Source organism: Streptomyces cadmiisoli (assembly GCF_003261055.1).
Taxonomy (GTDB): Bacteria; Actinomycetota; Actinomycetes; order Streptomycetales; family Streptomycetaceae; genus Streptomyces; species Streptomyces cadmiisoli.
On record NZ_CP030073.1, the window covers coordinates 7,887,328 to 7,900,377 of the forward strand.

The following is a 13,050-nucleotide window of genomic DNA, read 5'->3' on the forward strand; positions in this document are numbered from 1 at the left end:
GGCGTCAGTCTCCTCTCACGGCGAGTCGTTCGATCGCCGCCATCGGTACGGGGAGCCAGTCCGGACGGTGCCTGGCTTCGTAGAGCACCTCGTAAACGGCCCGGTCGGTCTCGTAGGCACGAAGCAGCCCGTGCTTGGTGCGCGGGTCCCAGCCGGCCCGGGCGGCATAACCCGCACAGTAGGCCTCGCGGCAGCGGCTCGCCCACCGGGGACGCCACGGGCGGCGCTGCCGGGCCGCGTAGTCGAAGGAGCGCAGCATCCCGGCGATGTCCCGGACCGGTGACTGGGCGCTGCGCCGCTCGGCGAGCGGACGGGAGGGCTCGCCCTCGAAGTCGATGACGAACCACTCGCGGCCCGCGCGCAGCACCTGCCCGAGGTGCAGGTCTCCGTGGATGCGCTGGGCCGGAGGCCCGGGATCGCAGGTCAGCAGCGCGCTGAACGCGGTCCGCAGTCCGGGTACGAACGGCCGCAGCTTCGGGACGCTGTGCGCGGCGGCGTCCAGCCGCTCCGCCATCGCCGCCGCCGTACGGCGGTTCTCGCAGCGGCCGCCGGCCGGGAAGGCGGCGGCCAGCGCGAGATGGACCTCCGCCGTGGCCCGGCCCAGCTCGCGGGCCTCGGCGGTGAACTCGTCGCCGGTGGCGAGCGCGTGCAGGGCCAGGGCCCAGCCGTCGGACGCGTCCGGCAGGAAGGGTTGCAGCACGCCGAGCGTCGCCTGCTGGGGCTGGGTGGTGCGGAACCACGCCACGGGCGCGGGGACCCGGTCGCAGCCCTGTCCGGCCAGCGCGCCCGGCACTTCCAGATCGGGGTTGACGCCGGGCTGGATACGGCGGAAGACCTTCAGGATGAACGCGTCGCCGTAGATCAGCGAGGAGTTCGACTGCTCGGCGTCCAGCAGCCGGGGCACCAGGCCGGCGGGCACCGGACTGGCCGGGTCGGCCTCGAAGCGCAGCGGGCCCGCCGAGCCGGGGTGGCGCAGCCGTTCCAGCAGCAGTTGTGCCGTGCGCGGGTCCTGGAGGGCGTCGTAGACCGTCATGCCGGCCAGCGGGCCCTCCTGGGCTCGGCCGATCAGGGCCCGGCCGAGGCGCGGGGTCGGGTGCTCGCGGACCCCGAGGAGCAGTTGGTAGCAGTCACCGGGCGGGGGAGTGCCGCCGGGGGAGGGCACTCCTGCGAGACCCGCGTGTCCGCCCGAGTGCCCGGCGTGCACCAGCAGATGCAGACACCCCGGGAACAGTTCCGTCATCGACAGCAGGATCAGGTCGGTGACGGGCCGGTCCTTGCCGGCGAACCAGCGCTGGCGGGGCAGCCACTCGCGCAGCAGCCCGTCGAGCGAGGCCATGGACCGGGCGAGTCCACAGACGCTCGGGCGCAGGGACGCGGTCTTCGTCATGGAGACGCCTCCTTTCGTCGGCGCACTCTCACTGTCGGCGGCCGATGCGAGAGGCGACGCGGACGAGCCGGAACCAGTAGAAGCCGTGGCCCCCGAGGGTCAGCAGGTAGGGCAGTTCGCCGATGGCGGGGAAGCGGACCCCGCCGAACAGCTCGACCGGATGGCGCCCGGCGAACTCGCGCAGATCCAGCTCGGTCGGCTGGGCGAAACGGGCGAAGTTGCTCACACACAGCACCAGGTCGTCCTCGTACTCCCGCAGGAAGGCGAGCACCGCGGGGTTGGAGGACTGGAGTTCGGTGTACGAGCCGAGGCCGAAGGCGGGGTTCTGCTTGCGGATCTCGATCATGCGGCGGGTCCAGTGCAGCAGCGACGACGGCGACGACATGGACGCCTCGACGTTGGTGACCTGGTAGCCGTAGACCGGGTCCATGATCGTCGGCAGGGAGAGCCGGCCGGGGTCGCACGACGAGAAGCCGGCGTTGCGGTCCGGCGTCCACTGCATGGGGGTGCGCACCGCGTCGCGGTCGCCGAGCCAGATGTTGTCCCCCATGCCGATCTCGTCGCCGTAGTACAGGATCGGGCTGCCCGGCAGGGACAGCAGCAGCGCCGAGAACAGTTCGATCGTGTGGCGGTCGTTGTCCAGCAGGGGGGCGAGCCTGCGGCGGATGCCGATGTTGGCGCGCATGCGCGGGTCCTTGGCGTACTCCGCGTACATGTAGTCGCGTTCTTCGTCGGTGACCATTTCGAGGGTGAGCTCGTCGTGGTTGCGCAGGAAGATGCCCCACTGGCAACTGGTGGGGATGGCGGGTGTCTTGGCGAGGATCTCGGAGACCGGGTAGCGGGACTCGCGGCGGACCGCCATGAAGATGCGCGGCATGACCGGGAAGTGGAAGGCCATGTGGCACTCGTCGCCGCCGGAGCCGAAGTCGCCGAAGTAGTCGACCACGTCCTCCGGCCACTGGTTGGCCTCCGCCAGCAGCACCGTGTCCGGGTACATCGTGTCGATCTCACGGCGGACCCGCTTGAGGAACTGGTGCGTGGGCGGCAGGTTCTCGCAGTTGGTGCCCTCCTCGGCGTAAAGGTAGGGCACCGCGTCCAGCCGGAATCCGTCGATGCCCAGGTCCAGCCAGAACCGCAGGGCGGCCAGGATCTCCTCCTGCACGGCCGGGTTCTCGTAGTTGAGGTCGGGCTGGTGGGAGAAGAACCGGTGGAAGAAGTACTGCTTGCGGACCGGGTCGAAGGTCCAGTTGGAGGCCTCGGTGTCGACGAAGATGATGCGGGCGTCCTGGTACTGCTTGTCGTCGTCGGCCCACATGTAGTAGTCGCCGTAGGGGCCGTCGGGGTCCTTGCGGGACTCCTGGAACCACGGGTGCTGGTCGCTGGTGTGGTTCATGACGAAGTCGATGATGACGCGCATGCCGCGCTGGTGGGCGGCGTCGACGAACTCCACGAAGTCGGCGAGGTCGCCGAACTCGGGCAGTACGGCGGTGTAGTCGGAGACGTCGTAGCCGCCGTCACGCAGGGGTGACTTGAAGAACGGGGGGAGCCAGAGGCAGTCCACGCCGAGCCACTGGAGGTAGTCGAGTTTGGCGGTCAGGCCCTTGAGGTCGCCGACGCCGTCGCCGTTGCTGTCCTGGAAGGACCTGACGAGGACCTCGTAGAACACGGCGCGTTTGAACCAATCCGGGTCCCGGTCCTGGGCCGGGGTGTCCTCGAAGGTGTCCGGGACGGGCTCGTTGACGGTCATGACGCTGCTGACCCTCCGTTCTGCGGCGAGGCGGGCGACCGCTGGACGTGGAACACATGGGCCGGAGCCCGGCCCGGGTCCAGGCGCACATAGTTGGTGCTGCCCCAGTGGTAGGTCTCACCCGTCAGTTCGTCGCGCACCGGTACCGACTCGTACCGGTCCAGGCCGAGTTGCGGCATGTCCAATGAGACCGTGGCCTCCTGGGTGTGGTGGGGATCGAGGTTGGCGACCACCAGGACGGTGTCGGCGCCCGTGCGCTTGCTGTACGCGATGAGGGCGTCGTTGTCGGTCCGGTGGAAGTGGAGATTCCTGAGCCGGCGCAGCGCGGGGTGCTCCCGGCGGATGGTGTTGAGGGTGGTGATCAGGGGGGCGATGGTGCGGCCCTCGCGTTCGGCGGCGTCCCAGTCACGGGGTTTGAGCTGGTATTTCTCCGAGTCGAGGTATTCCTCGCCGCCGTCCCGCAGCGGGGTGTTCTCGCACAGTTCGTAGCCCGAGTACACGCCCCAGGTGGGCGAGAGGGTGGCGGCGAGCACGGCCCGGACCTCGAAGGCGGGACGCCCGCCGTGCTGGAGGTAGGCGTGCAGGATGTCGGGCGTGTTGACGAAGAAGTTGGGCCGCATGTAGGAGGCGGCCTCCCCCGACAGTTCGGTCAGGTACTCCGTCAGTTCCTGACGTGTGTTGCGCCAGGTGAAGTAGGTGTACGACTGCTGGAAGCCGATCTGCGCCAGCGTGTGCATCATCGCGGGCCGGGTGAACGCCTCCGCCAGGAAGATCACGTCCGGGTCGGTGCCGTTGACGTCCGCGATCACCCGCTCCCAGAACACCACCGGCTTGGTGTGCGGATTGTCCACCCGGAAGATCCGCACCCCGTGCGCCATCCAGTGCCGCAGCACCCGCACCGTCTCCGCCACCAGCCCCGCCATGTCCCGGTCGAACGCGACGGGGTAGATGTCCTGGTACTTCTTCGGCGGGTTCTCCGCGTACGCGATCGACCCGTCCGGGCGGTGGTGGAACCACTCCGGATGCTTGTCCACCCACGGATGGTCCGGCGAGCACTGCAACGCGAAGTCCAGCGCCACCTCCAGCCCCAGCGCCGCAGCCCGGGCCACGAACCGGTCGAAGTCCTCGATCGTGCCCAGCGCCGGATGCAGCGCGTCGTGCCCGCCCTCCGGCGAACCGATCGCCCAGGGCACCCCCACGTCCTCCGGCGTGGGCGACAGCGAGTTGTTGCGGCCCTTGCGGAACGTGCTGCCGATGGGATGCACCGGCGGCAGGTACACCACGTCGAACCCCATCGCCGCGATCGCGGGCAGCCGGCGCGCCGCGGTCCGGAACGTCCCGTGCGGCCGCTCCGCGGTGCCCTCGGAACGCGGGAAGAACTCGTACCACGACCCGAACAGCGCCCGCTCCCGCTCCACCAGCAACGGCAACGGATCCGACGCTGTCACCGACTCCCGCAGCGGATACCGCGCCAGGACACCCGACACCTGCGGCGTCAACGCCGCCGCGAGGCGGGTCGCGACCGGCAGCGAGTCGTCCCGTAGCGTTTCGGCCGCCGCCAGCACCAGCGCCCGCGCCGCGGGCTCCGGCACCTCCCGCGAGGCCCGCTCGTACAGATCGGCGCCCTCTTCGAGGACCAGCCCGGTGTCGATGCCCGCGGGCACCTTGATCCGGGCGATCCGGCGCCAGGTGGTGAGCGGATCGCTCCACGCCTCCACGGTGTAGGTCCAGTGTCCCTCGGCGTCCGGCGTCACCTCGGCGCCCCAGCGGTCGGTGCCGGGGGCGAGTTCGCGCATCGGCGTCCACGGCCCGGCCCGGCCCTCCGGGTCCCGCAGCACGACGTTGGCCGCGACCGCGTCGTGTCCCTCACGGAACACGGTCGCGGTGACCTGGAACGTCTCGCCCGTGACTGCCTTCGCCGGACGCCTGCCGCACTCCACCGCCGGGTGGACGTCCCGGACGGGGATGCGGCCGATGGCCTCGGTCGTACTCATGGATCTCACCTCCGCCGTCATCAAAGCCGGGCCCCTCGGCCCGGCTCGGGATCCTGCACCGGAAGGGGACTACAGCCCCGCCCGGGAACGCCTGCCCGCAGGGGGGCCTCGCCGATGGACACGACGGCGGCGTGGACGGCCCAACTGCTCACGCAGATAACCGGCCTGGCCGGCGCGCAGATAGTGCTCGGCCGCCTCGGCGGCCTCGCGTGCGCAGCGCTTTCCCATCAGCACGCAGAGGGTGTAGCCGGAGTCCTCGAAGGTGGCTCGCACCGCGAGGTCGGCGGGGGAGGCCAGCATCACGCGTTCCCAGGCCCGGTAACGCCGCAGTTGCCGGGCGACTTCGGCTCTGGCGGGTAGCAGCATGGCGCCGTGTCACCTTCCGGGCGCTCGATGGGCACGTTCCCGACGGTCGGGCCGGCGGCCGTGCGCGCACAGGGGCACGGATCCGTTTGCGGCGATCGAGGCCTTTACTCATGGTGCACGGTTGGTGACTGAACGTCTTGTTAGAGCTTCAACCATCCGGGGTCTTCTGCTCGTGTTGCACGGATGGGCTAGCAGCCCCACTGTTGAGATGACTCAGAAGCGATCAATGTTCACGCTTCGTGTCCGGGGGTCGGCCCGCTAGGGCGAGGGAAGCGAGAGCCTCGCTGGTGAGGAGCCACGACGATGAAGACCGCAGTGCCCTGCTACTACCACCTGGACGTGGAAGTGAGTCCGGAACGTGTCGGACAGGTCAGCCGCATCCTGGCCGCCCACCTCAGGTACTGGAACCTGGAGATGCTCGCCGAGTCCGTCTGCGGCGGTGCGGAACTGCTGCTGAGGGCCATCGACCGGCACGCGACCGACAAGCACACGTCGATCGAGATGTGGTGGAACCGCCAGCACCTGATCACCGCCGTCGGCGGCGACGACCGCGACCTGCGTCCCGACCAGGACCTCCGCGCCTGCCTGGAGCACATCGCCGCCACCAGCGACGGCTGGGGCTGCTGCGCCACCGACACCGGCAGCAAGGTCATCTGGTTCTCCCAGCGGGCCCGTGCCGGCCAGCGTGTCCCGCTGGTGCCGAAGGCGCCCGCGCCGAATCTGCGCGAGGGGCTCCAGGTGCCCCGCGAACTCCCGGCCGTCACACTGGCCGGCCCGACGAACCCGGCGCACGGCGCCCTGGAGGACGCCCGGTGACGAAGCAGCCGCGCCGGAAGAACGGGGTGCCGGCCTGGAGCGGGCACCCCTATCCGCTGGGTGCCCACCACGACGGCAACGGGACGAACTTCGCCCTGTTCAGCGAGGTCGCCGAACGGGTCGAGCTGGTCCTGGTCGACGACCGCGGACGGCACCGCGAGGTCCCGCTGACCGAGGTCGACGGCTTCGTCTGGCACTGCTACCTGCCCGGCGTCGGACCCGGGCAGCGCTACGGCTACCGGGTGCACGGTCCCTGGCACCCGGCCATGGGCCAGCGGTGCAACCCGGCCAAGCTGCTGCTCGACCCGTACGCCACGGCCGTCGACGGGCAGATCGACAACCACCCCTCGCTGTACGAGCGTTCGGCGAGCGGCCCCGACCCGGCGGACAGCGCCGGGCACACCATGCTGGGCGTGGTGACCGACGCGGCGTTCGACTGGGGCGACGACCGGGCGCCGCAGCGGTCGTACGCCGACACGGTGATCTACGAGGCGCATGTGCGGGGGCTGAGCCGCACCCACCCGGACGTGCCGCCCGAGCTGCGCGGCACCTACGCCGGACTCGCCCACCCCGCCGTCGTCGAGCATCTGGTCTCGCTGGGCGTGACCGCGGTGGAACTGATGCCGGTGCACCAGTTCGTGCAGGACGGTCACCTTCAGGACCGGGGCCTGTCCAACTACTGGGGCTACAACACGATCGGCTACTTCGCGCCGCACAACGCCTACGCCGCGCACGGGTCGCGGGGCCTGCAGGTCGCCGAGTTCAAGTCGATGGTCAAGGCGCTGCACGCGGCCGGGCTCGAAGTGATCCTCGACGTGGTCTACAACCACACCGCCGAGGGCAGCGAGAAGGGCCCGACGCTGTCGTTCCGCGGCATCGACAACGCCTCGTACTACCGCCTGGTGGACGGCGACTGGGGGCACTACTACGACACCACCGGCACCGGCAACAGCCTGCTGATGCGGCATCCCTACGTCCTTCAGCTGATCATGGACTCGCTGCGGTACTGGGTCACCGAGATGCACGTCGACGGCTTCCGCTTCGACCTCGCGGCCACGCTGGCCCGGCAGTTCCACGAGGTGGACCGGCTGTCGGCGTTCTTCGACCTGATCCAGCAGGACCCGGTGATCAGCAGGGTCAAGCTCATCGCCGAGCCGTGGGACGTGGGGGAGGGCGGCTACCAGGTCGGCAACTTCCCGCCGCTGTGGTCTGAGTGGAACGGCAAGTACCGCGACGCCGTACGGGACTTCTGGCGGGGCGAGGAGCACACGCTGGGGGAGTTCGCCTCCCGCCTGACCGGCTCCTCCGACCTGTACCAGCACAGCCGGCGCCGACCGCGCGCCAGCGTCAACTTCGTCACCGCGCACGACGGGTTCACCCTGCGCGACCTGGTGTCGTACAACGACAAGCACAACGAGGCCAACGGCGAGGGCAACCGGGACGGCGAGAGCGTCAACCGGTCCTGGAACTGCGGTGCCGAGGGCGAGACGCGCGACCCGGCGGTCCTGGAGCTGCGCGGCCGCCAGCAGCGCAACTTCCTCGCCACGCTGCTGCTGTCGCAGGGCATCCCCATGCTCGGCCACGGTGACGAGATCGGCCGCACCCAGCGAGGCAACAACAACGCCTACTGCCAGGACAACGAGGTCTCCTGGATCGACTGGCGGCTCACCGACACCCAGCGCGAGCTGCGGGACTTCACGCGCTACGTCATCGCCCTGCGCGCCGCGCACCCCGTACTGCGCCGCCGCCGCTTCTTCCGGGGCGAGACGGTGACGCACGCGGGACAGCCGCTGCCCGACCTGGTGTGGCTGCTGCCCGACGCCGGCGAGATGACCGACCAGGACTGGCGGCGCTCCGACGCGCACTCCGTCGGCGTCTTCCTCAACGGCGACGCCATCGCCGAACCCGACGCCCACGGACGCCGCGTGACCGACGACTCCTTCCTGCTGCTCCTCAACAGCTACTGGGAGCCGATGGACTTCCGGCTGCCCGACGTCACGTACGGCGAACGCTGGACGGCCCTGATCGACACGGCCGATCCGCAGGGCACCCCGGACGAGCGGGAGCACAAGGGCGGCACCCTCGTACCGGTCGAGGCGCGCAGTCTCGTCCTGCTCTCGCGGCCGTCGCGCAACGCGGGCTGAACGGGCCGCTCCGGCCCGGTGTCACGGCGACCGGTGCGACGTCACGGTGAACTGCGCACCGTCGGCGTCGCGCAGGATCGCCTCGTCGTCCGTCTCGCGCAGGACGCTGCCGCCATGGGCCTCCGCGGCCCGGGCGCACGCCGCGACGTCGCTGACCGTGAAGTGGACCTGCCAGTGCGGACGGATGGTGGGGTCCGGGGCGGCTCCCAGCGCGCCCGACTCGATCCGGGCCATCACGTCCCCGTGGCTGCGCAGGACCACCTCGTCGCCCTCGTAGGTCACCTCGCAGCACCCCTGCGGCGCGGAGGCCCAGCCGAGCACCTCCCCGTAGAAGATCGCGGCGTCGAAGGCGTCACGGGTGTGCAGCCGGATGAAGGCCGGTGCGGAGCGGCGCCACCTCTCCCAGTTGGGGACGAGCGCCCCCTCCCAGATGCCGAAGGTCGCACCGTCCCGGTCGGCCAGCAGGGCCGCCCGGCCCGGCGGCAGGGAGATCGGCCCGACGGCCGCCGTACCGCCCCGCTCCTGGGCCCGGCCCACGGCCTCGTCGGCGCTGCGGACCGCGAAGTACGGCGTCCAGGCCACCGCCATCTGCCACATCGCGGCCACCGCCGCGATCCCGGCGACCGGCGAGCCGTCCGCCAGGGCGATCCGGAAATGGTCACCGAGTTTGGCCTTGCGCCACTGCCAGCCCAGGACGGCCGTGTAGAACTCCTCGGTGGCCCGCACGTCGCGGCTGGTCAGGCTGACCCAGCAGGGCGCACCGTAGATGTGGTGCGTGGAGAGGACTTCCGCCGAGCGAGAGGCGGGCGTCGTGTCGTGTCTCATGGCAGTCAGTCGTCCTCGTCTCGTGGACCGGCAGCCACCGGTCTGCGTCCAGTGTCCAACCGGAACCGGTCCGCCCGCCTGCCGAGTACCCCGGTGGCACTGCACGGCCCCGATGGGACCATGGACGGGTGACGCGAGTACCACCCGACCCCGGTGACGCCGGGGACCGGCTGCGGGAACTCCAGGAGGAAGTGGCCCAGCTGAAGGAAGCCCTCGCCTCCCATGCCGTGGTGGACCAGGCCATCGGCATGATCGTCGCCCTGGGCCGGGTCACGCCGGATCAAGGGTGGGCCGTGCTGAAGCAGGTCTCCCAGCACACGAACATCAAACTCCGCAATGTCGCGGAACTCATTCTGATCTGGGGCCGGAAGGGGGAACTGCCGCCGGAGATCCGCGTCGAGCTGGAGGAGGCGCTGGACCGGCGCGGTCCCCGACAGGTTCCCGGCGCGCCGCCCGAGTGAGGCCGTCAGCGCGGCGTCCCGGTCAGCAGCTCCTCACGCAGCCGCGCGAAGCAGGCGCTCAGCAGCCGGGAGACGTGCATCTGCGATATGCCGAGCTGCTCGGCGATGCAGCTCTGCGTCATGCCGCGGAAGAAGCGCAGGTAGAGGATGGTGCGTTCACGCTCCGGCAGGGCCTGGAGGCAGGGCGCGACGGCGACCCGGTCCACGACGACGTCGTAGCGCGGGTCGGGGCCGCCGATCGCGTCCGCGAGGGCGTAACCGTCGGTGCCGGGCATCTCGGCTTCGAGGGACAGGGCCGTGAAGCACTCCAGGGCCTCCATGCCGACCCGCACCTCGCTCTCGGTGAGCTGTGCGTGCTCGGCTATCTCGGCGACCGTCGGGGCGCGCCCCGAGGTGGTCTGGGACAGCTCCTTGGAGGCGCGGCGCACCCGGTTGCGCAGGTCCTGCACGCGGCGCGGCACGTGCAGCGTCCACATGTGGTCGCGGAAGTGGCGCTTGATCTCACCGGTCACGGTGGGGACGGCGTACGCCTCGAAGGCGCGGCCCCGGGCCGGGTCGTAGTGGTCGACGGCCTTGACGAGTCCCAGCGCCGCGACCTGGTACAGGTCCTCCAACGCCTCGCCGCGGCCGCGGAACCGGACGGCGATGCGTTCCGCCATGGGCAGCCACAACCGCACCAGTTCGTCGCGGAGCGCCTTGCGCTCGGGACCTTCCGGGAGCTGCTGGAGCCGTACGAAGTCGGCCGCCGTGTCCGGGGCGTCGTCGTGGGGATGTTGCCTTGTTCTGCTGGCGGTACGCATGACGCGCGCCTCCCTCAGCAGGTGCCGGGTGGACAGACACCGTGGGGGCGCGATCGGACGCACGAAACACAGGGGTCGGCGAGCCGGCTCCCACGGAACGTGCCTCCTGTCCGAAGCACTTATATGGGAATTCCCCGGAAAAACCGGACGAAACGCATTTCGCGAATAGAGCGACGCCCTGTGACGGCCCGGCTCCGCACCGTCGACCTCCCGGCAGCCTTGACCCGCTCTTGGAGCATTTAGCTCTGACACAGACGTAATCTGGGAAGCATGGACCGGGACCGGGAGACCTTCCCCGAGGAACTGGCAGACACGCTCGTCGGGGTCCAGCGGCTGATCCGCCGCCGGCTGCGCGGCGAGATGCCCGACCCGCCCCTGCGCGGTGCCGAGGTGGAGCTGCTGCGGCTGGTCGCGAACCGTCCCGGCATCGGGATCTCGGACGCCGCGCGTGAGCTGTTCCTGGCCGGCAACTCGGTCTCGACGCTGGTCAACCGGCTGGTCCGGCAGGGTTACCTGCTCCGCGGGACGGACCCCGCCGACCGCCGGGCCGCCCGGCTGCTGCCGACCCGAGCCGCCGAGGCCCGGCTCGGCGAGTGGCAGCGCCGGCGCGCCGCCCTCGTGCGCCGGCAGGTGGCCGGCCTGGACGAGGCGGACCGGGAGGCACTGGGGGCCGCCCTCCCGGCGCTGCGCCGGCTCGCCGCCGGACTGCGGGAGGAGGAGCGGGACCCATGACGAGGGAACCCGTCGAGGCGCTGACCTGCCAGGGACTCACGTACGCCTTCGGCGGCACGAAGGCGGTAGACGGGCTCGACCTGACCGTGCGGGAGGGCGAGGTCTTCGGACTGCTCGGCCCCAACGGCGCCGGGAAGACCACCGCGATCCGCTGCGTCACCACCCTGCTGCCGCTCCCGCCGGGAACGGTCCGCGTCTTCGGGCACGACGCAGCCACCGAGCGCATGGCGGTCCGGCGGCTCCTCGGCTACGTACCGCAGCAGCTGTCCGCCGACGCCGCGCTCACCGGACGCCAGAACGTCGCCCTGTTCGCCCGGGTCTTCGACGTGCCCCGCCGTGAGCGGGCCGAACGCGTCCGGCAGGCGCTCGCCGCGGTCGATCTCGACGACGCCGCCGACCGGCTCGCTGGCACCTACTCCGGTGGCATGGTGCGCCGGCTCGAACTGGCCCAGGCGCTGGTCAGCGCGCCTCGCCTGCTGATCCTCGACGAGCCCACGATCGGCCTCGACCCGATCGCCCGCACGAGCGTCTGGGACCGCATCAACGCCGTCCGGGCCGCCACCGGCATGACCGTCCTGGTCACCACGCACTACATGGACGAGGCCGACCAGTACTGCGACCGGGTCGGTCTGATGCACCGCGGGCGGATCCGGGCCCTCGGCACCCCCGCCGCGCTGCGCCGTGGCCTGGGCGAGCGCAGGCGGGCCGAGGGCGGCACGGCCGCGGCGGCAGCCACCCTCGAGGACGTCTTCCGCGACGTGGCCGGCCGGGGCCTCGATGAGCTGTCAGGAGGGTTCCGCGATGTCCGAAGCACCCGCCGCACCGCCCGCCGCGTCGGCTGACCACGACCGCAGCGACCTCGGGCTGCTGGTCAGCCCGCCCGCGCCGAGGCCCGGCTGGCGGCTGCTGCCCGCCCGGGTCGTGGCGATGTGCGCCGTGGAACTCCAGAAACTCAGCCACGACCGCACCGAGCTGTACACCCGGGCCGTGCAGCCCGCCCTGTGGCTGCTGATCTTCGGCCAGACCTTCACCCGCATCAAGGCGATCCCGACCGGCGGCGTCCCCTACATCGACTACCTCGCACCCGGCATCATCGCCCAGTCCGCCATGTTCATCGCCATCTTCTACGGCATCCAGATCATCTGGGAGCGCGACGCCGGCGTCCTGAACAAGCTGCTGGTCACCCCCACCCCGCGCTCCGCCCTCGTCACCGGCAAGGCCTTCGCGTCCGGGGTGAAGGCGCTCGTCCAGGCGGTCGTCGTCATCGTCATCGCCGCCCTGCTCGGTGTGAGCCTGACCTGGAACCCGCTGCGGCTGCTCGGTGTCGCGGCCGCCGTCGTCCTCGGCTCGGCCTTCTTCGCCTGCCTGTCGATGACCATCGCCGGCATCGTGCGCAGCCGGGACCGCCTGATGGGCATCGGACAGGCGATCACGATGCCGCTGTTCTTCGGCTCCAACGCCCTCTACCCGGTCTCCGTCATGCCGGACTGGCTCCAGGTGGTCAGCAGGATCAACCCGCTGAGCTACCAGGTCGACGCCCTGCGCGGACTGCTGCTCGGCACCCCCGCGCATCTCGGACCGGACTTCGCGGTGCTGGCCGTCGCCGCCGCGCTGGGCATCGCCGCGGCCTCCTCGCTGCTGGGCCGGCTCGCCCGCTGATCACCCGACCGGACGTGATGTGCGGCACGCCCGCCGACCGGCACTCGCGGATTCTCCCAGCGCAGCGCTTGATCAGCGATCATTCGGGCGAAATCCCTGGCCACAGCGCATTCTGCTCA

General features: G+C 70.9%; 12 protein-coding genes. 6 read left to right on the forward strand and 6 right to left on the reverse strand.

Annotation, left to right across the window (positions count from 1 at the left end; genetic code table 11):
• Positions 1–4: 4 nt before the first annotated feature.
• The 4 genes from DN051_RS34795 to DN051_RS34810 all read right to left on the reverse strand — a co-directional run bounded on the left by DN051_RS34795 (position 5) and on the right by DN051_RS34810 (position 5,494).
• Positions 5–1,387, reverse strand: coding sequence for a maltokinase N-terminal cap-like domain-containing protein (locus DN051_RS34795; protein WP_053761894.1), 1,383 nt, complete (start codon positions 1,385–1,387; stop codon positions 5–7).
• A gap of 28 nt (positions 1,388–1,415) precedes the next feature.
• A complete protein-coding gene (gene treS / locus DN051_RS34800) occupies positions 1,416–3,134 on the reverse strand; it encodes a maltose alpha-D-glucosyltransferase (RefSeq protein WP_112440622.1) in 1,719 nt (572 codons plus the stop codon).
• Entirely contained in the window at positions 3,131–5,128 is a 1,998-nt protein-coding gene (locus tag DN051_RS34805) for an alpha-1,4-glucan--maltose-1-phosphate maltosyltransferase (protein ID WP_112440624.1), read from the reverse strand. The genes treS and DN051_RS34805 overlap by 4 nt, the downstream gene beginning before the upstream one ends.
• Positions 5,129–5,197: 69 nt before the next feature.
• Positions 5,198–5,494, reverse strand: coding sequence for a DUF5133 domain-containing protein (locus tag DN051_RS34810; protein WP_053757850.1), 297 nt, complete (start codon positions 5,492–5,494; stop codon positions 5,198–5,200).
• Between the two features lie 303 nt (positions 5,495–5,797).
• On the opposite strand from DN051_RS34810, the gene DN051_RS34815 reads away from it, so the two are divergent.
• Together DN051_RS34815 and glgX are read left to right on the forward strand one after the other, a co-directional pair.
• Positions 5,798–6,310, forward strand: coding sequence for a hypothetical protein (locus DN051_RS34815; protein ID WP_053757851.1), 513 nt, complete (start codon positions 5,798–5,800; stop codon positions 6,308–6,310).
• A 26-nt stretch (positions 6,311–6,336) separates the two neighbouring features.
• Positions 6,337–8,454 (forward strand): glycogen debranching protein GlgX, encoded by a 2,118-nt coding sequence (gene glgX, locus DN051_RS34820; protein WP_420709144.1) that lies wholly within the window; start codon positions 6,337–6,339, stop codon positions 8,452–8,454.
• Positions 8,455–8,475: 21 nt separating this feature from the next.
• Here glgX and DN051_RS34825 read toward each other — a convergent pair whose 3' ends face one another.
• Complete coding sequence (locus tag DN051_RS34825) at positions 8,476–9,279, reverse strand: VOC family protein (RefSeq protein ID WP_053757853.1); 804 nt, start codon at positions 9,277–9,279, stop codon at positions 8,476–8,478.
• A 128-nt stretch (positions 9,280–9,407) separates the two neighbouring features.
• Between DN051_RS34825 and DN051_RS34830 the strand changes: the two genes are divergently transcribed.
• Complete coding sequence (locus DN051_RS34830) at positions 9,408–9,740, forward strand: ANTAR domain-containing protein (RefSeq protein WP_053757854.1); 333 nt, start codon at positions 9,408–9,410, stop codon at positions 9,738–9,740.
• Positions 9,741–9,745: 5 nt separating this feature from the next.
• Here DN051_RS34830 and DN051_RS34835 read toward each other — a convergent pair whose 3' ends face one another.
• Complete coding sequence (locus DN051_RS34835) at positions 9,746–10,540, reverse strand: SigB/SigF/SigG family RNA polymerase sigma factor (RefSeq protein ID WP_053757855.1); 795 nt, start codon at positions 10,538–10,540, stop codon at positions 9,746–9,748.
• A 270-nt stretch (positions 10,541–10,810) separates the two neighbouring features.
• On the opposite strand from DN051_RS34835, the gene DN051_RS34840 reads away from it, so the two are divergent.
• The 3 genes from DN051_RS34840 to DN051_RS34850 are packed head-to-tail and all read left to right on the forward strand — an operon-like array spanning position 10,811 to position 12,931.
• A complete protein-coding gene (locus DN051_RS34840; RefSeq protein ID WP_053757856.1) occupies positions 10,811–11,272 on the forward strand; it encodes a MarR family winged helix-turn-helix transcriptional regulator in 462 nt (153 codons plus the stop codon).
• A complete protein-coding gene (locus DN051_RS34845) occupies positions 11,269–12,114 on the forward strand; it encodes an ABC transporter ATP-binding protein (protein ID WP_053757857.1) in 846 nt (281 codons plus the stop codon). The genes DN051_RS34840 and DN051_RS34845 overlap by 4 nt, the downstream gene beginning before the upstream one ends.
• Positions 12,074–12,931: an ABC transporter permease gene (locus DN051_RS34850; RefSeq protein WP_053757858.1), complete on the forward strand. Its 858-nt coding sequence runs from the start codon at positions 12,074–12,076 to the stop codon at positions 12,929–12,931. Before DN051_RS34845 ends, DN051_RS34850 begins: the two co-directional genes overlap by 41 nt.
• Positions 12,932–13,050: the final 119 nt, after the last annotated feature.